Origin of the sequence: Methylophaga sp. UBA3603, assembly GCF_002375335.1 — a bacterium.
Taxonomy (GTDB): Bacteria; Pseudomonadota; Gammaproteobacteria; order Nitrosococcales; family Methylophagaceae; genus Methylophaga.
Map to the genome: position 1 here is coordinate 596,328 of NZ_DFMC01000010.1, position 24,769 is coordinate 621,096.

General features: G+C 45.9%; 28 protein-coding genes. 13 read left to right on the top strand and 15 right to left on the bottom strand.

Going from position 1 to position 24,769, the window contains the following annotated elements:
• The first annotated feature begins 25 nt into the window (after positions 1 to 25).
• On the top strand, positions 26 to 694 hold the full coding sequence (locus B4F66_RS13725) for a DUF4124 domain-containing protein (RefSeq protein ID WP_292356537.1): 669 nt from the start codon (positions 26 to 28) through the stop codon (positions 692 to 694).
• Here the strand turns inward: B4F66_RS13725 and hisC are convergent.
• From hisC to B4F66_RS13775, 10 genes are read right to left on the bottom strand one after another with little or no spacing between them, the layout of a single operon-like run.
• Positions 691 to 1,746: a histidinol-phosphate transaminase gene (gene hisC / locus B4F66_RS13730; RefSeq protein WP_292356539.1), complete on the bottom strand. Its 1,056-nt coding sequence runs from the start codon at positions 1,744 to 1,746 to the stop codon at positions 691 to 693. The two genes, B4F66_RS13725 and hisC, sit on opposite strands and share 4 nt — an antisense overlap.
• Positions 1,746 to 3,050, bottom strand: coding sequence for a histidinol dehydrogenase (gene hisD, locus B4F66_RS13735; RefSeq protein WP_292356541.1), 1,305 nt, complete (start codon positions 3,048 to 3,050; stop codon positions 1,746 to 1,748). The genes hisC and hisD overlap by 1 nt, the downstream gene beginning before the upstream one ends.
• On the bottom strand, positions 3,043 to 3,687 hold the full coding sequence (hisG, locus tag B4F66_RS13740) for an ATP phosphoribosyltransferase (RefSeq protein ID WP_292356543.1): 645 nt from the start codon (positions 3,685 to 3,687) through the stop codon (positions 3,043 to 3,045). The genes hisD and hisG overlap by 8 nt, the downstream gene beginning before the upstream one ends.
• Positions 3,680 to 4,966 carry a UDP-N-acetylglucosamine 1-carboxyvinyltransferase gene (gene murA / locus B4F66_RS13745; RefSeq protein WP_292356545.1) on the bottom strand — a complete coding sequence of 429 codons (1,287 nt, stop codon included), beginning with the start codon at positions 4,964 to 4,966 and terminating at the stop codon, positions 3,680 to 3,682. Before murA ends, hisG begins: the two co-directional genes overlap by 8 nt.
• 30 nt (positions 4,967 to 4,996) lie before the next feature.
• Positions 4,997 to 5,221, bottom strand: a complete 225-nt coding sequence (locus B4F66_RS13750) for a BolA family protein (RefSeq protein WP_226071530.1) — start codon at positions 5,219 to 5,221, stop codon at positions 4,997 to 4,999.
• Positions 5,222 to 5,242: 21 nt separating this feature from the next.
• Positions 5,243 to 5,539 (bottom strand): STAS domain-containing protein, encoded by a 297-nt coding sequence (locus B4F66_RS13755; protein ID WP_292401258.1) that lies wholly within the window; start codon positions 5,537 to 5,539, stop codon positions 5,243 to 5,245.
• Positions 5,536 to 6,162, bottom strand: a complete 627-nt coding sequence (locus B4F66_RS13760; RefSeq protein ID WP_292356552.1) for an MlaC/ttg2D family ABC transporter substrate-binding protein — start codon at positions 6,160 to 6,162, stop codon at positions 5,536 to 5,538. Before B4F66_RS13760 ends, B4F66_RS13755 begins: the two co-directional genes overlap by 4 nt.
• Position 6,163: 1 nt before the next feature.
• Entirely contained in the window at positions 6,164 to 6,628 is a 465-nt protein-coding gene (mlaD, locus tag B4F66_RS13765; protein ID WP_292356554.1) for an outer membrane lipid asymmetry maintenance protein MlaD, read from the bottom strand.
• Positions 6,629 to 7,411, bottom strand: coding sequence for a lipid asymmetry maintenance ABC transporter permease subunit MlaE (gene mlaE / locus B4F66_RS13770; RefSeq protein WP_292356556.1), 783 nt, complete (start codon positions 7,409 to 7,411; stop codon positions 6,629 to 6,631).
• On the bottom strand, positions 7,408 to 8,214 hold the full coding sequence (locus B4F66_RS13775; protein ID WP_014705893.1) for an ABC transporter ATP-binding protein: 807 nt from the start codon (positions 8,212 to 8,214) through the stop codon (positions 7,408 to 7,410). The genes mlaE and B4F66_RS13775 overlap by 4 nt, the downstream gene beginning before the upstream one ends.
• Positions 8,215 to 8,416: 202 nt before the next feature.
• Here B4F66_RS13775 and B4F66_RS13780 point away from each other — a divergent pair, with 202 nt between their 5' ends.
• The 3 genes from B4F66_RS13780 to B4F66_RS13790 are packed head-to-tail and all read left to right on the top strand — an operon-like array spanning position 8,417 to position 10,734.
• Positions 8,417 to 8,980 (top strand): SRPBCC family protein, encoded by a 564-nt coding sequence (locus B4F66_RS13780; RefSeq protein ID WP_292356559.1) that lies wholly within the window; start codon positions 8,417 to 8,419, stop codon positions 8,978 to 8,980.
• Positions 8,980 to 9,972 (top strand): YVTN family beta-propeller repeat protein, encoded by a 993-nt coding sequence (locus B4F66_RS13785; RefSeq protein WP_292356561.1) that lies wholly within the window; start codon positions 8,980 to 8,982, stop codon positions 9,970 to 9,972. Before B4F66_RS13780 ends, B4F66_RS13785 begins: the two co-directional genes overlap by 1 nt.
• A gap of 6 nt (positions 9,973 to 9,978) precedes the next feature.
• Positions 9,979 to 10,734: a class I SAM-dependent methyltransferase gene (locus B4F66_RS13790; RefSeq protein WP_292356563.1), complete on the top strand. Its 756-nt coding sequence runs from the start codon at positions 9,979 to 9,981 to the stop codon at positions 10,732 to 10,734.
• Between the two features lie 6 nt (positions 10,735 to 10,740).
• Here the strand turns inward: B4F66_RS13790 and B4F66_RS13795 are convergent, their stop codons facing one another.
• From B4F66_RS13795 to B4F66_RS13805, 3 genes are read right to left on the bottom strand one after another with little or no spacing between them, the layout of a single operon-like run.
• The gene (locus tag B4F66_RS13795; RefSeq protein ID WP_292356565.1) at positions 10,741 to 12,063 is read right to left on the bottom strand and encodes a replication-associated recombination protein A; all 1,323 of its coding nucleotides are present in this window, start codon (positions 12,061 to 12,063) and stop codon (positions 10,741 to 10,743) included.
• Positions 12,063 to 12,695: an outer membrane lipoprotein periplasmic chaperone LolA gene (gene lolA / locus B4F66_RS13800; protein WP_292356567.1), complete on the bottom strand. Its 633-nt coding sequence runs from the start codon at positions 12,693 to 12,695 to the stop codon at positions 12,063 to 12,065. The genes B4F66_RS13795 and lolA overlap by 1 nt, the downstream gene beginning before the upstream one ends.
• Before the next feature lie 60 nt (positions 12,696 to 12,755).
• Positions 12,756 to 15,059: a DNA translocase FtsK gene (locus B4F66_RS13805; protein WP_292356570.1), complete on the bottom strand. Its 2,304-nt coding sequence runs from the start codon at positions 15,057 to 15,059 to the stop codon at positions 12,756 to 12,758.
• A gap of 134 nt (positions 15,060 to 15,193) precedes the next feature.
• On the opposite strand from B4F66_RS13805, the gene trxB reads away from it, so the two are divergent.
• From trxB to B4F66_RS13825, 4 genes are read left to right on the top strand one after another with little or no spacing between them, the layout of a single operon-like run.
• Entirely contained in the window at positions 15,194 to 16,132 is a 939-nt protein-coding gene (gene trxB, locus B4F66_RS13810) for a thioredoxin-disulfide reductase (RefSeq protein WP_292356572.1), read from the top strand.
• 52 nt (positions 16,133 to 16,184) lie between these two features.
• A complete protein-coding gene (locus B4F66_RS13815) occupies positions 16,185 to 16,631 on the top strand; it encodes a universal stress protein (RefSeq protein WP_292356574.1) in 447 nt (148 codons plus the stop codon).
• A 7-nt stretch (positions 16,632 to 16,638) separates the two neighbouring features.
• On the top strand, positions 16,639 to 17,892 hold the full coding sequence (locus B4F66_RS13820; RefSeq protein WP_292356576.1) for an MFS transporter: 1,254 nt from the start codon (positions 16,639 to 16,641) through the stop codon (positions 17,890 to 17,892).
• Positions 17,893 to 17,918: 26 nt separating this feature from the next.
• Positions 17,919 to 18,956 carry a GGDEF domain-containing protein gene (locus tag B4F66_RS13825; protein WP_292356578.1) on the top strand — a complete coding sequence of 346 codons (1,038 nt, stop codon included), beginning with the start codon at positions 17,919 to 17,921 and terminating at the stop codon, positions 18,954 to 18,956.
• Here B4F66_RS13825 and B4F66_RS13830 read toward each other — a convergent pair whose 3' ends face one another.
• The gene (locus B4F66_RS13830; RefSeq protein ID WP_292356580.1) at positions 18,957 to 19,232 is read right to left on the bottom strand and encodes a c-type cytochrome; all 276 of its coding nucleotides are present in this window, start codon (positions 19,230 to 19,232) and stop codon (positions 18,957 to 18,959) included.
• Between the two features lie 3 nt (positions 19,233 to 19,235).
• Positions 19,236 to 20,483, bottom strand: coding sequence for a M48 family metallopeptidase (locus B4F66_RS13835; protein WP_292356581.1), 1,248 nt, complete (start codon positions 20,481 to 20,483; stop codon positions 19,236 to 19,238).
• 109 nt (positions 20,484 to 20,592) lie between these two features.
• Between B4F66_RS13835 and orn the strand changes: the two genes are divergently transcribed.
• The 5 genes from orn to B4F66_RS13860 all read left to right on the top strand — a co-directional run bounded on the left by orn (position 20,593) and on the right by B4F66_RS13860 (position 24,762).
• Positions 20,593 to 21,144: an oligoribonuclease gene (gene orn / locus B4F66_RS13840; protein WP_292356583.1), complete on the top strand. Its 552-nt coding sequence runs from the start codon at positions 20,593 to 20,595 to the stop codon at positions 21,142 to 21,144.
• An 85-nt stretch (positions 21,145 to 21,229) separates the two neighbouring features.
• The gene (locus B4F66_RS13845) at positions 21,230 to 21,382 is read left to right on the top strand and encodes a DUF2256 domain-containing protein (protein ID WP_292356585.1); all 153 of its coding nucleotides are present in this window, start codon (positions 21,230 to 21,232) and stop codon (positions 21,380 to 21,382) included.
• Positions 21,379 to 22,827 (top strand): exonuclease domain-containing protein, encoded by a 1,449-nt coding sequence (locus tag B4F66_RS13850; RefSeq protein WP_292356587.1) that lies wholly within the window; start codon positions 21,379 to 21,381, stop codon positions 22,825 to 22,827. Before B4F66_RS13845 ends, B4F66_RS13850 begins: the two co-directional genes overlap by 4 nt.
• The gene (locus tag B4F66_RS13855) at positions 22,824 to 23,237 is read left to right on the top strand and encodes a DUF3429 domain-containing protein (RefSeq protein WP_292356589.1); all 414 of its coding nucleotides are present in this window, start codon (positions 22,824 to 22,826) and stop codon (positions 23,235 to 23,237) included. The genes B4F66_RS13850 and B4F66_RS13855 overlap by 4 nt, the downstream gene beginning before the upstream one ends.
• Positions 23,230 to 24,762 (top strand): cryptochrome/photolyase family protein, encoded by a 1,533-nt coding sequence (locus B4F66_RS13860; protein WP_292356591.1) that lies wholly within the window; start codon positions 23,230 to 23,232, stop codon positions 24,760 to 24,762. Before B4F66_RS13855 ends, B4F66_RS13860 begins: the two co-directional genes overlap by 8 nt.
• The last annotated feature ends 7 nt before the right edge of the window (positions 24,763 to 24,769 follow it).

A 24,769-nucleotide genomic window follows, 5' to 3' on the forward strand; every position in this document is an offset into this window, starting at 1 on the left:
TAATAAGGCTCTCTGGGAAAACATAATGATTTCAATACGCTTTGTAGCGGCTTCGATGCTCAGCGCAACATTATTAATTGCCACAACCGTATCAGCGGCTCAACTGTACCGTTTTACTGACGAAAACGGTATCCCCACAATAAGCAAAACGTTACCGGCAGAAGTTGCTCAACAAGGTTACGATATTCTGGATGAGAAAACGATGCGGGTGATTGAACGGGTTCCCCCTGCACCGACTGAAGCGGAAATAGCTGAGCGGGAAATACAGAAAAAACTGGAGCTCGAGCAACAAAAACAGGCTGAAGAAGCCGCCAGAATAGAAGCCGAAAAACGGCGTAAACAGGCTATTTATGATCGTAACCTGCTTTCTGCCTATCAATCCGAACAGGATTTGCTTAATGAACGTAACAAAGACCTGCAATACCGAGAAAAACGTATCGAAATATTAAAAAAGAAGCGTAAGGGTTTACAGCAACGATTACAGCAGGTGCAACAGCAAGCTGCCGATAATGAATTAAGTGGTATGGGTCTCAGTGCCAATCTGCAAAGTCGCCTGCAAGCTGCGCAACAGGAACTTGATAATAATCAGTCCAGCATTCAACAGTTACAAACTGAAATTGATACGCTTAATATGCAATATGAACTGGATCGTCAGCGCCTGGGTGAGCTGTTGGGAACCGCGGCAGAAGATTAAACCAGCAAATCCAGTTGGCTCATCAATAATTGATTTTCAGTGTGATTGCCAATACTGATTCGTAAAAACTGATCAATTCTCGGCTTGTTAAAGTGGCGAACAATCACCCCTTTTTCCCGCAAGCCCGCCGCTACTGTTGCAGCATCGTGTTGTGGATGTCTGGCAAACACAAAATTCGCTGCCGAAGGCAAAACCTCAAAACCCAATTCTGTCATAGACTGGGTTAGCCATTCTCGCTCGGTAATAACCTGTTGCTGACATTGTTTAAAGTAGGTTTCATCCTGATAGGCTGCAACGCCCGCTGCAATCGCCAGACTATCTAGCGGATAGGAATTAAAGCTATCCTTTATCCTAACCAGTGCTTCAATCAACTCTGGATGACCTACCGCAAAGCCAATACGCATACCTGCCAAGGAACGTGACTTAGATAGAGTTTGTGTGACCAGCAGATTAGGGAAACGCTGAGTTAGCGGAATAGCTGTTTCTCCACCAAAATCGATGTACGCCTCATCAATGACCACCACCGTGTCGCGGTTCATTTCCACCAGCCGACGAATATCGTCCAGTGATAATAAACAGCCGGTCGGGGCATTGGGATTGGGCAGTATAATACCGCCGTTATCTCGTTCGTAATCAGTGATATCGATTGCAAAGTCAGCATTCAACGGCACTAACTCCGAATCAATCTCATATAACTGACAATACACCGGATAGAAACTATAAGTGATATCCGGAAATAAAATCGGCTTTCCATGCTTGAAAAAAGCATTAAACACATGTGCCAAGACTTCATCCGAACCATTGCCAACAAACACACTTTCAGCTGGCACCTTATGGTAATCAGCAATTGCCTGTTTTAACGGGCCACCATCAGGAACAGGATACAAACGTAAACGCTCGGTTGTAGCCATGCGAATGGCTTCCAGTACTTTGGGTGAAGGACCAAACGGGTTTTCATTGGTATTGAGCTTAACCAGATTATGGCCGCGCGGTTGTTCACCCGGCACATAAGGTTCTAATGAATGAACAAAATCACTCCAGAAACGGCTCATTATTTTTCCTGTAACCGATACTCAGCACTGCGAGCATGTGCTGTCAGACTTTCACCGCGCGCCAGCACCGATGCAACTTGCCCCAGGCTTTGAGCGCCTTGTGGTGAGACCTGAATCAGGCTGGAACGTTTTTGAAAGTCATAGACGCCCAGGGGAGAACTGAAACGGGCAGTTCGGGATGTCGGCAATACATGGTTTGGTCCGGCACAGTAATCACCTAATGCTTCAGGCGTATAACGTCCCATAAAAATTGCACCGGCATGACGTATTTTTTTGGCCATTTCCATCGGTTCATCAACAGACAATTCCAAATGTTCTGGCGCAATATAATTGCAGACTTCTATCGCCTGCTGCATATCCTCGACCAGAATCATTGCACCACGGTTATTCAGTGACGTTTCAATAATGGCCTTGCGTTCCATGGTAGGTAGCAAACGTGCAATGGATTCTTTCACCTTCTGTAGAAACGCTGCATCAGGAGAAATCAGTATCGATTGAGCATCTTCGTCATGTTCAGCTTGAGAAAACAGATCCATGGCAATCCAGTCAGGATCGGTCTTGCCATCACAAATCACCAGAATTTCTGATGGTCCGGCAATCATATCGATGCCAACAGTACCGAACACCATGCCTTTTGCTGTCGCCACAAAGATATTGCCCGGGCCGACAATTTTATCGACCTGTGGAATCGTTTCTGTACCATAAGCCAATGCCGCAACAGCCTGCGCACCACCAATTGCAAAAATGCGATCAACACCAGCAATCGCTGCAGCCGCTAAAACCAGATCATTTACTTCATCATCCGGTGTAGGTACCACCATGATTAATTCCTGAACCCCTGCGACTTTGGCTGGAATAGCATTCATCAACACAGATGAAGGATAGGCAGCTTTACCACCAGGCACATACAGCCCAGCCCGATCCAATGGCGTAACTTGTTGACCTAATAAGGTGCCATCAGCCTCTACGTAATGCCAGGATTCCTGTTTCTGGTGTTCATGGTACTGACGTACACGTTCTGCAGCTTTTTCCAACGCCTGACGTTGTGCAGCAGGGATAGATTCCAATGCCGCTGCAGCCCGTTCCAATGGAATTTCCAGTTCCGCCATAGCAGTTGCTTTTACCCGATCAAATCGTTGGCTGTATTCAACTACTGCCTGATCACCACGCTGTTTAACATCTGCCAGAATATTTCTAACTGTGTCGGTTATTGCCGCATCAGAAACACCTTCCCAGGCCAACAACTCGGAAAGCATTGGCCAGAAATCAGCCTGCTGGAAATTCAATTCACTTATTTCAATCATTTGCCTGCTCTTTTACTGCTTTGCGGATCTGCTCAATAAATTGCTGGATCCGCGCATGTTTGGTTTTCATGGATGCCTTATTGACCACCAATCGCGAACTAATATCCGCGATATGTTCCATTGGTATCAAACCATTAGCTCGTAACGTATTACCCGTATCCACCACATCGACAATCCGATCCGCCATACCCACAAGCGGTGCCAGTTCCATGGAGCCATAAAGCTTGATAATCTCTACTTGCTGGCCCTGCTCGGCATAAAAACGCTTGGTGCTTTCCACGAACTTGGTTGCCACTTTTAAACGGCCCTGTGGTTCTTCAGCATCTTTTTTGCCGGCCGTCATCAGTTTGCAGCGTGCGATATTCAAATCAACCGGCTCGTAAAGCTCGGCTTCCGGATGTTCCATCAAGACATCTTTACCTGCCACGCCCAGATCAGCACCACCATATTCAACATAAGTAGGAACATCTGAGGCACGCACAATAATGAGTCGGACATCCGGTAGATTGGTTTCCAGAATCAGCTTGCGGCTTTTTTCAGGGTCATCCAGTGGCTCAATACCAGCCGCCTTTAAAAGCGGTAGGGTTTCCTCAAAGATACGTCCCTTGGACAGAGCCAGCGTTATCATTTCAGCCATTAGAGGCCACCCTTGCCTGGGTTGGGATACGGCGGATGCGAGCACCTAATTGCTGCAGTTTTTCTTCTATACATTCATAACCACGATCAATGTGATAAATTCGCTCGACCTGGGTTTCTCCTTCAGCCACCAGAGCTGCCAACACCAGACAGGCTGATGCCCGCAAATCAGTTGCCATCACCGGGGCTGCAGTGAGCTTTTCCTGTCCCTTGCATACCACTGTGTTGCCTTCAATTTGCAGATTTGCGCCCATACGCTGCATTTCCTGCACATGCATAAAGCGATTTTCAAAAACGGTTTCGACAATAGTGGCCTGCCCATCAGCAATACTGTTCAACGCAGTGAACTGAGCCTGCATATCCGTTGGGAAGGCTGGATAAGGTGCGGTTCGGATATTGACTGCTTTAGGACGTCTGCCTTCCATATCCAACGTGATCCAATCCTCACCAATTTCAATTTTTGCTCCAGCTTCTTCCAGCTTGAGCAAAACCGCTTCCAACTGATTGGCATCGGTATCCTTCAGTTTGACACGACCACGTGTAATTGCTGCCGCCACCAGATAAGTACCTGTTTCAATACGATCCGGAAGAATCGCATAATGAGTACCGTTGAGTTTTTCGACCCCTTCAATCTGAATCGTTGTCGAACCGGCACCGGTAATTTTCGCGCCCATTTGGTTCAAGTATTTGGCCAAGTCAACTACTTCAGGTTCTCGCGCCGCATTTTCAATTATGGTTGTACCTTTTGCCAGCGTTGCCGCCATCATCAGGTTTTCAGTACCGGTTACCGTGACCTGATCCATAAAGATATGGGCACCCTTGAGACCTTGACCACTGGTGGCTCGGATATAACCGTTTTCTACTTTAATTTCTGCGCCCATTTGCTCCAGACCACGCAAATGCAAATCCACAGGACGCGAACCAATCGCACAACCACCCGGCAAAGAGACATCCGCTTTACCGAAACGGGCCAGTAAAGGTCCCAGCACCAGAATCGATGCCCGCATGGTTTTGACCAAGTCATAAGCAGCTTCGGTAATCGTCAGCGTCGAAGGGTCAATTAACACTCCCGAACGTTCATCAACGGTGAGTGTTACCCCCATACGGCCTAACAACTCAAGTGTGGTTGTAATGTCATGTAAATGTGGCACATTGCCAATACGTACTGGCGAATCAGCTAACAACGCGCCCATCAGAATCGGCAACGCAGCATTTTTGGCACCGGAAATACGGATCTCGCCATCCAGCGCGACACCACCTTTAATGATTAATTTGTCCATGAATTTGCTCTGGAAGAATAAGGGAATGGATTAGCGAGAGACGCCCGTTTTCAGTGACAATGCGTGTACAGCACCACTACTGAAGCTGTCACCCAAAGTTGCTTTGACCATACGGTGTTGTTCTATCAGGCTTTTTCCAGAAAATGACGGACTAAAAACCCGGGCATCAAAATGCTGGCCATCTTCACCAAACACTTCAACATCAGCATCAGGTAAGCCTGCTTCAATCATTGCTTTGATATCTGCTGCTTTCATGTTTCACCACTTAAATTATAGTTATTGCAGAGGAAGAAGTTCTTCCAATCCGCTTGCTTCTGCCATCGCCAGCATCTGTGCCGGCATATTAAAATAACGAATCGGCTTGTCTAATTTTTCAGCCTGACGCATCCATTCGATCAGTAAAGCCAGGCCGGCACTGTCACTACGACTGACTTCACTTAAATCAACATCAAGCGGATCCACTTCGGCAAACAATTGATCCGTCATATCGATACCGCTGGCAGCGGTATCAAAAGTCAACTCACCGGAAACCAGGATACGTTTGGTAGCATCGTCAAAAATGAGCTTCATCATCTGGCTTTATCATTGCGTTTAGCAAGATTTTCAATCAAGGCATCCATTCCGCTGGTTCTAATATCACGGTTAAATGATGAACGGTAATTCGTCACCAGACTGATGCCTTCAATTTTGACATCATAAACTTTCCATTCATCGTTCTTGTTTTTATAAAGTGATAATGCCATCGGAACAGATGGACCGTTTGGTTGTACCACTTCCATTGGTACATCTACCCGCCCCTTTTTCAAGTCATCGCGAAAAGGCAGAAAGCGAATTTCTTCGTTAGTGTATTCCAGCATTGCCGTAGCGTAGGTTCTGACCAGTAACAAACGGAATTCTTCGACAAATTGGGCCTGTTGTTCAGCTGAAGCATCACGCCAGCTTCGACCTAATGCCAATTTGGCCATACGCTCGAAATCGAAATGTGGAAACAGGATATCCTGTACCAGCGTATAGATTTTCTGCGGATTGGTTTCCAGTTCAGCTTCATTATCCTTCAGAGCTTTCAGCATGTTGTCTGAGGCTTCTTTCACTAAAGCCTGTGGCTCCGGCATCGCCTGAGCGGATGCGCTGAACGCCAGCATGCCCAGCAAAAATGCTGACATTAACTGGAGAGACACCTGTTTAAATTTAATCATCTTATTCACCTTCCGCTGTACTGTACAAGAATTGTCCAATTACCTGCTCCAATACCACCGCTGGTTGAGTCAAATCAATCACATCACCGTCTTCCAGGAAGAAATCATCCGCACCTGGTGACAAACTGATGTATTGCTCTCCCAGCAAACCTGCAGTAAAGATGCTGGCAGAGGTATCTATCGGAATGTTGTCATATTGTGGATAGATATTAATGGTGACTTTTGCATCATAGGTGTCAGGATCCAGAGATATTGATGTTACACGACCAACTCTTACGCCTGCCATCGTCACTGGAGATCGTGGTTTCAATCCACCAATATTCTGAAAATTGGCGACGACTTCATAGCCTTTTTCATCCGTAATATCACCAAGATTACTGACCTTCATCGCCAACACAAATAAGGCTGCCATGCCAGCTGCGACAAACAAGCCGACCATAATTTCGGTACTTCTTTTCGAATTCATTTACACATCTCCAAACATCAACGCAGTCAGAACAAAGTCCAGGCCGAGAATAGCGAAAGCGGAATGGACAACTGTCCGCGTTGTGGCGCGCCCCACACCTTCCGAAGTTGGTGAGGCATCATAACCTTCAAACAGAGCAATCCATGTCACGACAAAACCAAAGACAATACTTTTTATTACCCCGTTCAGGATATCTTCATACCAGTCAGTTTTAGCCTGCATCTGTGACCAGAAAGCACCATCATCGACACCGAGCAGGCCATGTCCAACTAAAAAAGCGCCAAATATTCCTACAGCACTGAATATAGCTGCCAGTAATGGCATGGATATAAGACCCGCTAAAAATCTTGGAGCAACGATACGGCGCATCGGGTCAACAGCCATCATTTCCATACCTGATAACTGTTCTGTACTTTTCATCAAACCAATTTCAGCCGTCAGGGCCGAGCCAGCTCGACCGGCAAACAGTAACGCACTGACAACCGGGCCAAGCTCTCTGACTAATGATAATGAAACAAGCACACCTAAAGATTCTTCAGCACCAAAATCTACCAGCGTATTATAGCCCTGAAGACCAAGAACCATGCCCACAAATAAGCCGGATATCAGTATGATGAGTATTGATAAAACACCGACATAAAATAATTGCTGAACAACCAGTGAAAAGCGGAATACCGAGCTTGGAATCCCTGCCAGCATCTGCACTAAGAACAAATGGCCCCGTCCAAGTCGCTGAAAGGTATCTAGTCCCCAGCGACCAAGGCTGCGCAGCAGCTCGATCATTGTGTTTCCTTTGAATTCAACAGATCATTTTTAAAGTCATTACCCGGGTAATGAAACGGAACAGGTCCATCTGGTAAACCCTGTAAAAATTGCTTCACCCATTCCGAGCCAGAAGTTTTCAGCGTTTCGGGATTACCTTTCTCAATGACCTTTCCGCCGGACAACAGATAAATTTCATCAGCGATCTTGGTGGTTTCAGCGACATCATGTGACACGATAATACTGGTCAGTCCCATTGCATCGTTGATGCGGCGTATTAGATTCACCAGTGTACCCATTGAAATGGGATCCTGTCCGGTAAATGGCTCATCGTACATAATCATCATTGGGTCTAGTGTGACGGCCCGTGCCAGAGCAACTCGGCGCGCCATACCGCCAGATAACTCAGCAGGCATCATTTCCCGGGCATTTCTTAAGCCCACGGCCTGGAGTTTCATCAATACCAAATCACGAATCATTGATTCGGGCAACCTGGAATGTTCACGTAATGGAAAAGCAACATTTTCAAAAACATTGAGATCGGTCAGCAAGGCACCACTTTGAAACAACATTCCCATGCGCTTGCGCAATTCATAGAGCTTGGAATGAGAAAGCTTGTGGACATTTTGGCCATCAACTTCAACAGTACCGCGATCCGGTTTAAGCTGACCGCCAATCAGTTTAAGCAGCGTGGTTTTACCTGTACCACTCGGCCCCATGATAGCGGTTACCTTACCTTGGTAGATATCAATATCTACACCGCTGAAGATAACTTTGTCTCCACGGTTAAAATACAAATCCCTGATTTTTATCAGTGGCGCCATTTTTTACTGCCGATATTAGATATAAAGATCGGTAATTTTCTTGAATCGCTGTTGGTAAGTCAAATCGCTGTGTGGAAAAACCATTCTGTATCGGCTAAAGTGTTGTCGCCATGTTAAGTTTGAGGAACTAGTTCCATGGGTATTGACTCAAAGTTCCTGCAGATATTTTGGTAAACCACCGATCAAACGGAGAAATTTAAGAATGAAGAAATTTTTGCAAATCGTTGCAGCCGCAGTTATCGCCTTACCTTTGGTAGCCACAGCGCACGGCCCTACTCGTCAGGAAGTTGATGAGAAAATAGTGATTAATGCTTCACCTGAAAAAGTCTGGAGCATGCTCAAAGATTTTAGCGCCATTGATAAATGGCATCCAGCAGTTGAAAGTGTTGAAATGAAGGACGATAAGGTTCGTGTTTTAACATTGAAAAGCGAAGGCAACCCAACTATTACCGAAGAGCTGGATAAAATTAACGACGAAAAAATGACCTTGATTTACAAGATCACTGATATGAGCGTCGTTAAAACCATTACGTTTAACAGTCAAGATACACCTTATTACACCTTGCCCGTTTCTACCTACAAATCATGGATGTATGTTAATGAAGTAGATGGTGGAACTGAAGTAAGATGGCGCGGTAAATTCTATCGTTCTTTCATGGATAACCCACCAGTACCAGAAGGTCAGTCTGATGCTGAAGCGGTTGAAGCTGTAACTGCTGTGTATAAAAGCGGTTTGGAAAACCTGAAAAACATTATGGAAAAATAATGCTTTTTTCGAACGACAAAAATGCTTTTCTGAAAGCGGCCCTTAATCGGGTCGCTTTTTTTATGTTTGCAACGATTTCGTTAAGCGCCTGTGCAGAAAAAACTGACTATGCCTTTATCACCAACCAGCTCAGTGATGACATAACGGTGATTGATATAAATGAGCGGCAAGTAGTCAGCACGATTAAGGCCGGCAAGGCGCCGGCGGGAGTGGCATTAAGTCAGAACGGAAATCGAGTACTGATTACCAATCCTGACAGCCAGAATATTTCCGTTATTGATGCACGTAAATTAACTGAAATCAGCCAGATTCCAGTCGGTCAGGGACCGGTCGGTATCGCCACTAACCATGATGGCAGCATTGCTTATGTTGCTGACTGGTACGAACATAAAATCAGTATCGTCGACGTCGATGAACAACAAATCCGTCATCGTATCAACGTAGGGAAATCACCTGCAGGTATTATCCTCGATGAATCACGTAACCGATTATATGTTGCTAACCGTGATGACAATACTGTCAGCATCATCGACACTATTACTGAACAGGTTCTGGAAATCGTAAATGTTGGCAAATCCCCGTTTGGTCTTGCATTAACGACGGACGGACAACGGCTTTTCAGCGTAAATGTTCAAGATAACAGTGTGACGATGATTGATACTCATAACTTGACAGCAACGTCCACAATCGAGGTTGGTGAATGGCCCTATTGTGCGGTGGCTAGCCCTGATGGCAAGTTTCTCTATGTGACCAATCAGGATGAAAACAGCGTATCCGTGATAGACATTGCTACACAGAAGAATATTAATACCATTGATGTAGAAGACAGTCCGGAAGGTATTGATATAACGGCCAATGGTAAACATCTCTACGTTTCCAACTGGGGTAGTGACAGTGTATCCATCATTGACACGACTACGGGCAAACGTATTACTGATGTTAAAACTGGAAAAGGCAGCCGTGCTTTTGGTGATTTTATTATCAGTCAATAATCTGTTGTGACAATTCAGATAACTTCCCTGGCTGTAACTGACGCCACGTTAAGCAATAGAGCGGCCTTACTGGCTGAGCAACTTAATCTTGAATTAATGTTGCCTGATGCAGAAAAAGCCCAGCTGATTTTAACGCCTAACCGACTGGAAATTCGTTATCCCCAGCTGGGGGGGCCCGTTTTTATCGATTTTGTTAGCGGTAAAAATCAGCACCGACGTCAATTTGGTGGTGGTAGGGGTCAGCCACTGGCAAAAGCTGTAGGCCTTAAAAACGGCGCGAATCCAATTATCATCGATGCAACTGCCGGTTTTGGCAGGGATGCTTTTGTATTTGCCAGCCTCGGTTGTCAGGTGACAATGCTTGAACAGCAACCACTTGTAGCAGCCCTATTGTCCGATGCGATGCAACGTGCAGAGACAGATGCAGAGACGGCACAAATTATCTCGCGCATGCAGTTACACCAGAGCGATGCTACGAAGTATTTAGCCAGCCTTAGCGAAGCAGAAAGACCGGATGTGGTTTATCTGGATCCGATGTATCCAGCACGAGAAAAATCGGCTCTGGTCAAAAAGGAAATGCAGCTTTTACATCATCTGGTCGGCCCCGATAGTAATAGTGCCGAGTTACTCAATATTGCACGTAAAGTTGCGTTAAAACGGGTAACCGTTAAACGACCAAAAGGTGCTGAATTTTTCGCAGATCAAAAACCACACGTCAGCATTGAAAGTAAAAATACCCGTTACGATATTTATACTGGTTAATTGCCGTTAGCGTCGTTGTTTATCCAGTTCTCTCAGATGCGCCAGTTTTTCGGCAATTTTGATTTCCAGACCACGGTTGACCGGCTGATAATAGTGTCGCTGCGGCATAGTTTCCGGAAAATAGTTTTCTCCCGCCGCATATGCATCCGGCTCATCATGGGCGTAACGGTATTCCTTACCGTAATCCAGCTCTTTCATTAACTTGGTCGGGGCATTACGCAAATGCAAAGGCACTTCGGCTGAACCAAAGTTCCTGGCATCCTGCATCGCCGCTTTAAAAGCGGTATATACAGCATTACTTTTTGGTGCACTGGCCAGATAGACCACCGCTTGAGCAATCGCCAGTTCGCCTTCAGGACGACCCAGTTTATCAAAGCTTTCCCAGGCATCCAACGCAATACGCAAGCCCCGCGGATCAGCATTACCGATATCTTCAACCGCCATCCGCACAATACGCCGCATCAAATAAACTGGATCACAACCACCATCCAGCATCCGACATAACCAATACAACGCTCCGTCTGGTGAGGAGCCACGAACTGATTTATGTAATGCCGAGATCTGATCGTAAAAAGCTTCTCCACCCTTATCGAATCGTCGTAAGGTACCTGATAATACTTCGGCCAGATCAGTCTCATCGACTTCGGTTTGCTGTTTACTGTCTGCTAAATCAATGGCGATTTCCAACAGGTTCAGCACCCTTCGGCCATCCCCATCGGCTGCTTGCGCCAACTGTTCACGTAACTTATCGCTCATCGCGATATCACGGCCAGCAAGTCCACGGATACCATCCTGCATAGCCCGCTCAATGATCAGTTTTAAATCATTAATTTCCAGCGATTTGAGTACGTAGACGCGTGCCCGCGATAACAATGCGTTATTTAATTCGAATGACGGGTTTTCAGTGGTGGCACCGATAAAGGTAAAGGTGCCGTCCTCAACATAGGGAAGAAAAGCATCCTGCTGCGACTTGTTAAACCGATGTACCTCATCAACAAACAACATGGTGCGTCGACCACGTTCCTGTTGCAGCTGCTTGGCTCTGGCAACGGCTTCACGAACTTCTTTGACCCCGGCCAATACAGCCGAAATACTGATAAATTCTGCATCACAATAACCGGCGATCAATCGTGCCAGCGTTGTCTTACCAGTTCCTGGAGGGCCCCAGAAGATCATTGAATGCGGCTGGCCTGTGGCGATGGCCTGTCTTAAGGGCTTCCCCTCGGCCAGTAAATGTTGCTGACCTATATATTCATCAAGCGACTGCGGCCGCATCCGATCAGCCAATGGACGGCCGACATGTGGATGCAGATTATCAAACAGACTCATTAGGGAACGTCACCCACCACATCAACACCCGATGGCGCTTTGAATTCGAATCTTGATGCTGGTAAATCAGGATTAATCTTTAGATTTTTAAACACCAGGCGGGTGCGCTGATCAAAACTGTCTACCATCAGCATTTCACGAATACCCTTTTCATCAAAAGCCAAAGCGACTGTCTGGTAATTGTTGTCATCCGCTTTTGGCACCAGTCGAACCCATTGCAGATCGTCTTCCGATTCCAGTTCCTGAATATCGTATTCCGCTTCTGGCAAGGTATTGCCGGATAATAAACCTGCTGGCGTTTCGGCTAAGGCTTCATCCTGTAACTTGACTGTGATTTGTTCCAAATCGACATCGTAAAACCAGATACGCTCGCCATCCGCCACGATTTGTTGCGGGAAAGGCGTTTCATAATCCCAACGGAATTTACCGGGCCTGGATAACAGAAACTGACCGGTTGCTTCTTCAACCACCTGACCATCCGTACCAATTACAGTTTGCTGGAAGTCTGCTTCCAACTGGGAGACCTCCTGAACAAATGTATTGAGTCTATCAACAGCCGATTCTGCAAATGCCAATGATGGCAGAATTAACCATCCAAGCATCAACCACTGTATTGCACAGCGTTTTATCATTTCTTTACTCCAAAACATTTCAGGAACAACTAAGACATCAACTGTTACTAACTAATTGCATTAATTACGCGGAGGGGGTGCTAATACTTCACGGCTACCATTGGTTTGCATTGCTGAAACCACACCTGCAGCTTCCATCGCTTCTACAATGCGAGCCGCGCGGTTATAGCCGATTTTCAGGCGACGCTGCACTCCGGAAACAGAAGCGCGGCGGCTTTCAGTCACAATCTGCACCGCTTGATCATAGAGGGGATCAGATTCTCCATCACTGGCATCACCAATGGCGCTGCCACCCTCGCTATCATCATCCGCATTATCCTGAGTAATTTCTTCCAGATAATTTGGGCCGCCCTGGGTTTTCAGGAAATTCACCACAGCATGCACTTCATGATCATCGACAAAGGCGCCATGCACCCGTTCTGGCAATCCACTGCCTGGAGGCAGATACAACATATCACCCTGCCCTAACAGCTGCTCTGCGCCCATCTGATCAAGGATAGTGCGTGAATCAATTCGCGACGACACCTGAAATGCCATTCGTGTGGGTATATTGGCTTTTATCAAACCGGTAATGACATCGACCGATGGTCTTTGGGTTGCCAGAATCAAATGAATACCGGCAGCACGAGCTTTCTGGGCAAGCCGGGCGATCAGTTCTTCGACCTGCTTGCCGACCACCATCATCATATCGGCCAGTTCGTCGATAATTACCACGATAAATGGCAAAGTTTCCAGTGTTGGAATCGGTTCGCCGGGTAACACTTCAGCCATTGGATCCGGAATGGGTTCACCACTATCAATCGCATCCTGTACTTTTTTATTAAACCCAGCGATATTTCGCACGCCTAATGCCGCCATCAGTGGGTAACGTCGTTCCATTTCAGCAACACACCAGCGCAATGCATTGGCGGCTTCTTTCATGTCGGTGACGACCGGCGTCAATAAATGTGGAATATCTTCATAAATTGATAATTCCAGCATTTTGGGGTCTACCATAATCAGCCGGACCTCTTTCGGAGTGGCTTTATACAGCAGACTTAAAATCATGGCATTTACTGCAACAGACTTACCTGAACCCGTTGTGCCCGCCACCAGTAAATGCGGCATTTTTTCAAGGTTTGCCACCACAGGTCGGCCGGCAATATCTTTACCCAAGGCCATAACCAGCGGTGATTTACTGTTTTCATAATCACTACAGGCGAGAATTTCACGTAACCGAACCACTTCACGTATTTCGTTGGGAATTTCCAAACCAACATAGGGTTTACCCGGAATAATCTCAACAATACGCACACTGGTGATAGATAAGGCTCTGGCCAAATCTTTCGCCAAACCACTGATGCGGCTGACCTTGATACCAGCTGCAGGCTGTAATTCAAAGCGCGTGACTACCGGACCGGGCTGAACCTCGACCACCTGCACTTCCACGCCGAAGTCTTTTAACTTCAACTCCACCAGCCGTGATAGCGCTTGTAATACATCTTCGCTGTAACCCGCTGTGACAGCTTTTGGCAGATCCAGTAACGACAGAGTCGGCATACCCGGTGCGTCAGGTGTCTCAAATAAAGGTTGCTGACGTTCCTTTTCTTCGCGTTTGCTGGGTTCTTTTACCTGCAACTTTGGCTCAACTCGGACTTTGGCCTTGTGCTGCATTTTCTCTTTCTGAGCAATAAACGTTTCTTCGCGTTGCTGACGGGTGCGTCTAACCTGCAAATTTTCCTTTAGCTCACGACTCCAGCGAGCTACATGAATTAACACCACCATGGCTATCGCACCGAGACGATCAATAACCATCAGCCAGGATAAACCGGTAAACAACGTTACCCCGGTCAATAGCAGCGCCAATAGCAATAAACTGGTTCCGGAAGCACCAAAAACCGATTCAAAACCATGGCCAACCACTTCACCCAGCACCCCGCCAGCACCTAAAGGCAACAAATCAGCGTAGTCCATTAAACTCAAGGAAGACAAGCCACTGGCTGCGGCCAAGGCCATCACTAATCCAACTGATTTCAATACCCAGAAATGTAACGCATCGTCGCCATCGGCACGTTTGCCCCAACTGAATAAAAGCCAGCCACTGAAGCCCACCATAAATGGCGCAAGATAAGCTGGGAAACCAAAGCCGTACAACAAAGCATCTGCCAACCAGGCTCCGACAATACCGCCCCGGTTCGCGATCAGATCATCAGTACCGGTAGTTGACCACCCCGGATCCGTCGGTTCGTAGGTTAATAAAGACAGAAGTAAATAAGCCGCCAGTGCCAGCGCCAGAATCAGTGCAGCTTCCCGAAGTCTGAATCCGACTGCGCCAGCGGTGGCATCCGGTTTATTTTTGTCGTTTGCCTTTGTCGCTTGTGCCAATGTGATAATTCCAATGAAGCCAATTGATTAAGCGCAAATTCTAACACAGGTTTTAACAGCTGATGCTTGTCCAAAAGCAAAGCAATGGGTACTCTAATCGATTCGTTTTTTATTCGATACTGGGAGACACTCTTATGGCGGACAGCAAACACTGCCGACTACTGATTTTAGGCTCTGGTCCGGCGGGCTATACGGCCGCGGTTTATGCTGCTCGTGCTGCTTTGGAACCTGTTTTAATTACTGGTATTGAACAAGGTGGTCAGTTAACCACCACCACCGATGTCGATAACTGGCCTGGTGATGCCGATGGTGTGCAAGGTCCGGAATTAATGCAGCGTATGCAAAAACATGCAGAACGTTTTGGTACCGACATTATCTTTGATCATATCCATACTGCGGATTTAACCCAGCGGCCGTTCAAATTAACCGGCGATGCCGGAGAGTACACAGCTGATGCCTTAATCATTGCTACCGGTGCATCAGCAAAATATCTGGGCATGGATTCTGAAGAAGCTTTTAAGGGGCGTGGGGTTTCAGCCTGTGCCACCTGCGATGGTTTCTTCTATAAGAATCAACCTGTTGCCGTCATCGGTGGCGGTAACACAGCCGTAGAAGAAGCATTATATTTATCTAATATCGCTTCCAAAGTTACCGTAATTCATCGCCGTGATAGCTTCCGTAGTGAGAAAATTCTCAGTAATCAGTTACTGAAAAAAGCCGAAACCGGAAATGTGGAAATTCTCTGGAATCATACTCTTGATGAAGTTCTGGGTGATGATGCTGGCGTTACAGGTATTCGTGTAAAGAGTACAGAAACGGATAATACTCAGGAAATTGCCGTTCAAGGTGTCTTTATCGCCATCGGCCATCAACCTAATACGTCGATGTTTAAAGGTCAGCTGGAAATGCAGCATGACTACATTATCCTCAAGAAAGGTACCCAAACCAGTATTCCTGGTGTATTTGCTGCGGGTGATGTGTCTGATCCGATTTACCGTCAGGCGATTACCTCAGCAGGAGCTGGTTGTATGGCAGCGCTGGATGCTGAACGTTTTCTGGAAAGTGAAAAATAAAAACTCATAAGGCAGGGCCTCCCTGCCTTATCTATCCTTAGGAGAAATACCAATGGCGCTTTATCAACATATTCTGATTGCAGCGGATTTTTCCAACCATACGGATATGGTGATTCACCGAGCTAAAGCATTAGCATCGGCTAACAATACACGTTTGAGTTTATGTCATATCGTAGAGGATTTTCCACTTACAGATTTTGCTTATGAGCCAATGATTAGTGTTGATGCTGATATGCGTGAGGCTTTACTCGATGCAGGCAAAAAACAACTAACCGCTTTAGGGCAAAAATTTGATATTGAACCAAACAATCAATGGATAGAATTTGGCAGTCCAGGTCGCGACATTGTGCGTATTGCCGAAGAAAACAATGTTGATTTGATCGTCGTGGGCTCTCACGGTCGTAAAGGCATTAAAATGCTACTGGGTTCCACCGCCAATGCTGTACTGCATCATGCTGGGTGTGACGTTTTAGCCGTCAGGTTAAAGGGCGAAAGTTAAACCAAAGATGACTTTACGCCTATCGGCTTTAGGACCTTTTCTTGCTGTGGCGTTTATCAATGCCATGGTGGATCTTGGCCACAAAATTATCGTGCAAAATACCATATTCAAAATTTATGATGATGCAGCGCAAGTCGGCCTGACAGCCGTTGTTAATGCGTTAATTTTATTACCCTTTATTTTATTGTTTACCCCGGCAGGTTATCTTTCAGATAGATTTGCCAAACCCGGTATTATGCGCTGGTCGGCTTTCTCTGCCGTCATCGTTACCTTGTTGATTACACTCTCCTATTATCAAGGCTGGTTCATTTTTGCCTTTGCTTTAACCTTTGTTTTAGCTGCACAAAGTGCGATCTACTCTCCCGCTAAATATGGCTATATCCGCGAGCTGGCCGGTAAAACTGAAATTGCCCCTGCCAATGGTTTTCTGCAAGCCACTACCATCGTGGCAATTTTAAGTGGGATATTTGTCTTTACCATCTTGTTTGAAAGCCTGTTAAGCGATCAGGTTTATCAAAACGAAGCCGATATTATTCGACTGATTGCCCCATTAGGCTGGTGTTTAGTGGGATTGTCATTATTAGAATTATGGCTTGCATGGCGTCTGCCAGTATTGCTTCCCAGCCAGAAAGAGCATCGTTTTAACTGGGCAGCATATACCCAAGGTAAACAACTAAAAACCAATGTAAAACTGGTGACTACCAAACCGATAATCTGGTTTTCGATATTGGGATTATCATTATTCTGGGCATTATCTCAAACCATGCTGGCAGTCTTTCCAGCTTTTGCCAAAATCGTGCTGAATGAAGACAATACGATCATCATTCAGGGTTTATTAGCCTGCTCGGGTCTGGGCATCATCAGCGGTTCTCTTCTGGCCGGAAAGCTTTGTCGTCAACAAATTCATTTCCCTGTCATTTTGGTGGGGGCCATTGGATTAATCGGCATGCTGTTTGTAATCCCCTACCTTAGTGCTGTCATTCCATTCGCTTTAGCAATAATTGGCTTTGGTTTTTTTGGTGGTTTGTTTATTATTCCACTCAATGCATTAATTCAAATGCATGCTGACATTACTCAATTAGGCAGTGTGCTGGCTGCGAATAATTGGGTGCAGAATCTGGCGATGATAAGTTTTTTAATCCTGACATATCTGGTGGCCAAAGCAGATACACCCAGTGCATTATTTTTACAATATTTACCTTATTTAGCTGTACTATTGATTATCCCAATTCTCATTAAATTAAAACGCAAATTTGTCTGATAAAAACTCACTAAGAAGGATATTTTGTGTCAACGCAATCATCATTCCCGCCCGTTTACACTGAACCTTTTCATCAGGCCTCTGAAAATCTGCGCCGGGCATTGCCCTTTATAAATCAACATCAGACCCCTATTAATCCGGTAAATTATGCCGTCTGGTACGAATATGTCTCAGGCACCAATCAGGCATTAAAACAAGCGATTGACCGTCGATTACAGCAGAAGCAAAAAATCACGGCGGAAATCACCCAGCAGCTTTATGAAAAATACGTATTAATGGGCATGCCGGAAAGGCTTGAAGCCACAAATAATGGCCTTAGACTGGTCGTCGACAACACGATGAACCAAATCAATAAGGTTGAACTGGCGGCTGATGACTTTTCAGAAGATTTAGCTGTTCAGCAAACCAAACTGGAACAATCCGAGGATATTTCAGCAATCAAGGGGGTGTTGTCAGAAATACTGGAAAATACTCGTCGACTTGGACAGTCCGGTAGCGAACTCAAGCAGGAACTGGCCGAAACCACACAGGAAATCCTGAAACTCAGATCAGAATTGGAAGCCGTAAAACAGGAAGCCAAAACCGATGGTTTAACAGGCTTGTTAAATCGCAGCAGCCTCAATAAAGAACTTGCCGAATTGTGCCATCATGGTAAAAACGTGTTCACATTAGCCCTGTTTGATCTCGATCACTTTAAACAGGTAAATGACAGATTTGGTCATTTACTGGGGGATCGCGTCTTACAATTTTTTGCCAGTCTGCTGAAAAAACAATGTGAGCATCAACCCAATATAGCAGCCCGTTTTGGTGGGGAAGAAATGGCGTTGATTTTTATTAACACTCCATCAAACGTTGCCGTGCAAATTGCAGATACTATCCGTCAGCAGCTGGCAGGGAGTAATCTGAAGAAAAAAGACAGTGAGGAAACCATCGGAACGGTAACGGTTTCAGTTGGACTGAGTCAGTATCAGCCAGGCGATACTTCATTGAATATTATTGAACGGGCCGATGTAGCTTTATATGAATCAAAAGCAGCTGGTCGAAATTGCATTACGTTACGTTAATCAGAACTTGTAAAACTCGCTATTGAGATACTCGACCACCTGTTTTTGCTGCTCAGGTGTCCAGTTAACGTCGGCGGCAATTGCACAATTAGCGACGCGCTTATTCAGACCTTCCAGGCTTTTAACTCCTCGTTTATCCCGTGTGTATAGGGAGTTAGCTTTTCCATCGGTCAGTGAAGCATGACATTGCATGCAATTGGCATCGTGCAATTGTTTTCCCTGTGCCAGCGTTGTCGCGCTGACACTGAGGAAAATCATAGCCACTAAATAACGCATCGCTCAGACAGCTGCCCGTGTTTGCAAGGCTGCAATACGTAATGAAGCTGGAGGATGCGAGTCATAGATCGCCGACACTAAAGGATCCGGTGTCAGTGTACTGGCATTTTCTTTATACAAAGCCACCAGCGCTGTTATCAAATCGTCGGCATTGGAAACCGAAGCCGCATAGGCATCTGCTTCAAACTCGTATTTGCGTGACATCGATGTCATCAATGGATGCAGAAAGAAGCTGAATACCGGAATCACCAGCATAAACAGAATCAGTGCAATCGCATTATTTTGGGTCTCTACACCCAGACCGGTGTAAAACCAGGTCTGTGTTGATGCCCAACCTAATAGTGCCAGTCCAACCAGACTCATCACGGCCATCATCAGCATATTCTTGACGACATGCTTGCGACGGAAATGACCTAATTCATGTGCCAGAACCGCTTCAATCTGATCTTCATTCAAGGTATTAAGCAACGTATCAAAAAATACGATGCGTTTGTTATTACCCAAGCCAGTGAAATAGGCATTGCCGTGTCCACTGCGGCGTGAACCATCCATCACATAAATTCCCTGACTCTTGAAACCACAGCGCTGTAATAAACTTTCGACCTTCTGTTTCAGGTTGGCATCATCCAGAGGGGTAAATTTATTAAATAGCGGTGCGATAAATGCCGGATAAGCCCACATCATCACCACAGCAAAAACCATCCAGGCTGCCCATAAATATAACCACCAAAATTCACCAGTGCTGTTCATCAACCACAAGGTCACCCAGGCAATCGGTGCACCGAGCACCAACATCAGCAAAATTTGCTTGCCAAAGTCACCTAGAAATAAGGCAGGTGTATTTCGGTTAAAGCCGAATTTCTCTTCCATTACAAAAGTGCGATACCAGGACAACGGTAATTCCAGCAGTGACCCAATCACCAGAAAACTCAGAATCAAAACCACCCCTGTTGTCATGGCTGACCAGCCAAAACCTTCCCAGGCACCGGACAACATTGCCAAACCACCGCCCAGGGTCCAGAGAATTAACACGACCGCCCCAAACAGACTCTCGCGGCGCATTTGAGCCCCTTTAGCGGCAGTGTAATCAGCTGCTTTCTGATGTGCGGCCAGACCAATCTGCTCACGAAATGCGGCAGGCACTTCATCGCGATTCGCCAGCACATGGCGACGTTGACGCAATGACAACCAGATCTCAATCCCCGTCATCAGGGCGAGGGCAATTAAAAATATCCAGCTAAATTCATTCATAATTTTTTAAACCAGTTAGAATCGTATAAGGTGTCGTGTACATTAGCCTTTGATACAATCAATGGCAACATAGTTCACCTAAATCTGTAGTAATAAAAAGACGGAGCCCATGGCCAAAAGCAAACATAACCTGATCTGGATTGACCTGGAAATGACCGGTCTCGATACCAATAACGACTATATTATCGAAATTGCCACAATTGTCACTGACAGCGACCTGAATATTTTGGCAGAAGGCCCAATCATTGCGATTCATCAATCGGACGCTATTCTGGCGGGTATGGATGAATGGAATACCAAACAGCATGGCGGCTCTGGTCTGGCTGAACGCGTTCGTAACAGCATTGTCACCGTCGAACAAGCCGAACAGGAAACCCTGGATTTTTTGAAAAAGCACGTCCCTGCAGGCATTTCTCCTATGTGTGGCAACAGTATTTGTCAGGATCGTCGCTTTATGGCGCGGTTGATGCCGGAACTGGAAGCCTATTTTCATTATCGTAATCTTGATGTCAGCAGCTTCAAGGAAATTGCGCGGCGCTGGGCACCCAAAGTCGAAAAATCTTTCAAGAAAAAATCATCACATCTGGCGATGGACGATATTAAAGATTCCATCCGCGAACTGCAGCACTATCGCGAGCATATGATTAAAGTGCCTGAGTAAAGTCACCATTTGTAGTAACTACAATTCACGGTAATTTCACGACAACCGCAGGATGATCATTACACTCAATTAAATTGTGATTGTAATGGCGCACCTTAAACCAAACTTACCGTCAAAGCAGTGCCTGATCTGCAACCGACCATTCAGTTGGCGAAAAAAATGGCGTGAGTGCTGGGAGCAGGTGCTTTACTGTTCAGAGCGGTGCCGTCGTCAGCGTAAGCAGGTCAATCGCATATGAAGCCCTTAGTGGGGTTCCCGGAAAAAATGGTATTACTCGATTGTGAGACCACGGGTGGTAATGCCATTCGTGATCGTCTCACCGAGATTGCTTTAATCGAAATCACCGATGGCGTTGAAACAGACCGGTGGCAGACATTGATTAATCCGGGTATCAGCATTCCCCCATGGATCAGCAAATTAACCGGCATTACCGATTCAATGGTGGCAAACCAACCTTCCTTTGTCGACATTGCTGAAGAATTGCAGCAACGTCTAGCCGACAAAGTATTTGTTGCCCATCATGTGCGCTTTGATTATGGTTTTATCCGCGAATCGTTTCGTCGCATTGGTATAAACTTTTCTGCCAAAACGCTATGTTCGGTCAAAATCAGTCGTTTGTTATACCCTGAGCACCGCCGTCATGGAATTGATGCGATTGTTGCCCGGCTGGGCCTGACCATTAATCAACGGCATCGGGCGATGGATGATGCCCAGGTCATTCTTGAGTTATTCCAGCAGACTCAACGCGATTTTGATGAATTCACTCTCCAGCAAGCCTGTAAACAATTATCACAACAAACCCGATTGCCCAGTCATCTGGATAGTGCTGAAATTAATAAACTGCCAGAACGCCCTGGGATTTATCAGTTTTTTGATGAGCAAGGCTCGCTGCTTTATATCGGCAAATCGGTCAATATCAAACAACGTGTGCTCAGTCATTTTGTACAGAATGGCAAACTACGCAACTCGGAAATGCAGCAACAACTACAGCATATCGATTTTATCGAAACGCCTTCCGATTTTGGTGCCCAGCTGCTGGAAAACCAATTAATCAAAAGCAAAACACCGCGCTACAACCGGCGTCAAACCAAAGCCAAGCGACTTTATCAAATCGCTTTAACCGTTGATGAGAAGGGATACCACCGCACCACAATTGAAATGGCTGACTTGCATCAGCCGCCGGATATCAGTCAACGTTATGGATTATTCCGTAGCCAAAAACAAGCGGAAAAAAAACTACTCGATCTGATTAATGAACATCAGCTGTGTCAAAAACTTTGCGGCATGGAAAAAACTAAAAACGGCTGTTTTGGTTATCAGTTAAAAAAATGTCTGGGTGGCTGCTGTGGCGAAGAACCGGCAATACGGTACAACCTGCGATTGCAAACTGCATTATCCGGTATTAAAAATCAAGCCTGGCCATGGTCAGGGCCCATTGTAATTACTGAACTGCCGGCAGATGGCGATTACGAGGCGGCGCATTTTCATCTGGTCGATCAATGGCTTTATCTTGGCACCATTAAAAATCATCATGATGCTTATGAAAAGCTGCAACAGCGATATGCTGAACCCCAATATTTTGATCTGGATGCCTACAAAATCCAGCTACGCTTTCTATTAAAACTTCGCCCTAAACAATTATTGATTGAGACATTACGTTTACCTGCACAGGAGGCTTCATGATCACTAAAAGTCATAGAATTTTAGGCTATGCCGGACTGCTGCCTTTCTTAGGATTGGCAGTTATGAGCTGGCTGGGCTATTTATATGCTATCGACTGGTTGTTGAGTTATGCGGCACTTATTTTCAGTTTTCTGGGTGGTCTAATCTGGTATGTCAGCAGCGTTGAAAAGCTTCCCCGTCATGTGCTGATAGTCAGCATCTCCACCATGTTATGGGCCTGGTGCTGGTTGTTATCTCCAACACATTACTGGTTATGGCTGGCTGCATTATCATTTATTGGCTTGCACTTATACGAACGGCAGCAACTCCATGAAATCTACTCTGCCGAGTTGATGCGTCTGCGTGCTCATCTATCTTATGGCGCTGCGTTTTTTTTGTGGCTGGCAGCAATGTCGACATTAAATGTCTAGGCTGCGTTATCTCAATCTGATCCTTGGTGATCAACTTGATGCAGAGAGTCAATTATTCGATAACTTTGATCCTCAGCATGATCGACTGTGGATGGCTGAAATGTCAGCTGAGTCCACAGAGTATTTATCAAGTAAACAGCGCACTGTTTTATTTTTATCGGCGATGCGGCACTTTTCTGAAAAACTCAAAACCGATAACTATCCGCTGATTTACTGGACTTTGAGTGACAAAAAATCCAGTTTCCCAGACGCTTTATCTGCCACGTTAAAACACGATTCATTTAAAAAAATCCGTTGCGTATTGCCTGGTGATGTCCGGGTTATGAATGAAATACAGCAGTGCGCCAATGATGTTGATATTGAGATTGAATGGCTGGCCGATCAGCATTTCATCAGTGAAAAAGGTGAATTCAAAGCCTGGCTTGCCGATCGCAAACAACCGCGAATGGAATTCTGGTATCGCCAACTGCGTAAAAGCCGACAAATCCTGATGGAAGATGACCAGCCGCTTGGCGGTCAATGGAATTTTGATAAGGACAACCGCAAAAGCTTTGGCAAAAAAGGTCCATCCAAATTGCCTGAGCCTTTATTGTTTGAAGCGAATGACATCACTAAACAAGTCATAACCGATGTTGAAAAATTTCTGCCGGATCTCTACGGCAATATTGAAACCTTTAACTGGCCGGTCAGCCGTGAACAATCTTTGGCAGCATTAAATGATTTTATCCAGCATCGACTGCCACATTTCGGCGATTATCAGGATGCGATGTGGACTGACGAACCCTGGCTTTATCACTCACGCTTATCGACCTGTCTGAATCTCAAACTACTCTCCCCCGCAGAGGTGATTGCAGCGGCTGAAAAAGCTTACACCGACAATAAAGCATCTTTAAATGCGGTAGAAGGTTTTATCCGGCAAATTCTCGGCTGGCGTGAATATGTGCGGGGGCTTTACTGGAGCTATCGTGATGACTGGTTGCAGATGAATGCTCTGAATGCCCGACGCAAGCTGCCAGCGTTATACTGGAATGCTGAAACCGAAATGACTTGCCTGCATCACAGTGTCAAACAGGTGCTGGATCATGGATACGGCCATCATATTCAACGACTGATGGTCACCGGTTTGTTTGCCTTGTTATGGGGTGTTAAACCCAAGGCTATTCATGAGTGGTATCTGGCGATGTATGTCGATGCCGTTGCCTGGGTGGAGATCCCGAATACATTGGGTATGAGTCAATACGCCGATGGCGGCATTGTCGGCTCCAAACCGTATATTGCCAGCGGCGCCTATATTAACCGCATGTCCAATTATTGCCAGTCCTGCCCATTTAATCCAAAACAGGCCAGTGGCGAAACCGCATGTCCATTTACCACGCTGTACTGGCATTTTGTAGACCGGCATCAGGAACTGTTGAGTAAAAACCCTCGTCTCGGTATGCAGGTCAAAAACTGGCACAACAAATCTCAAGATGAACAACAGGCCATCAGCCAGCATGCTGAATACCTGTTCAGAAATTTACCGTAAGGAAACT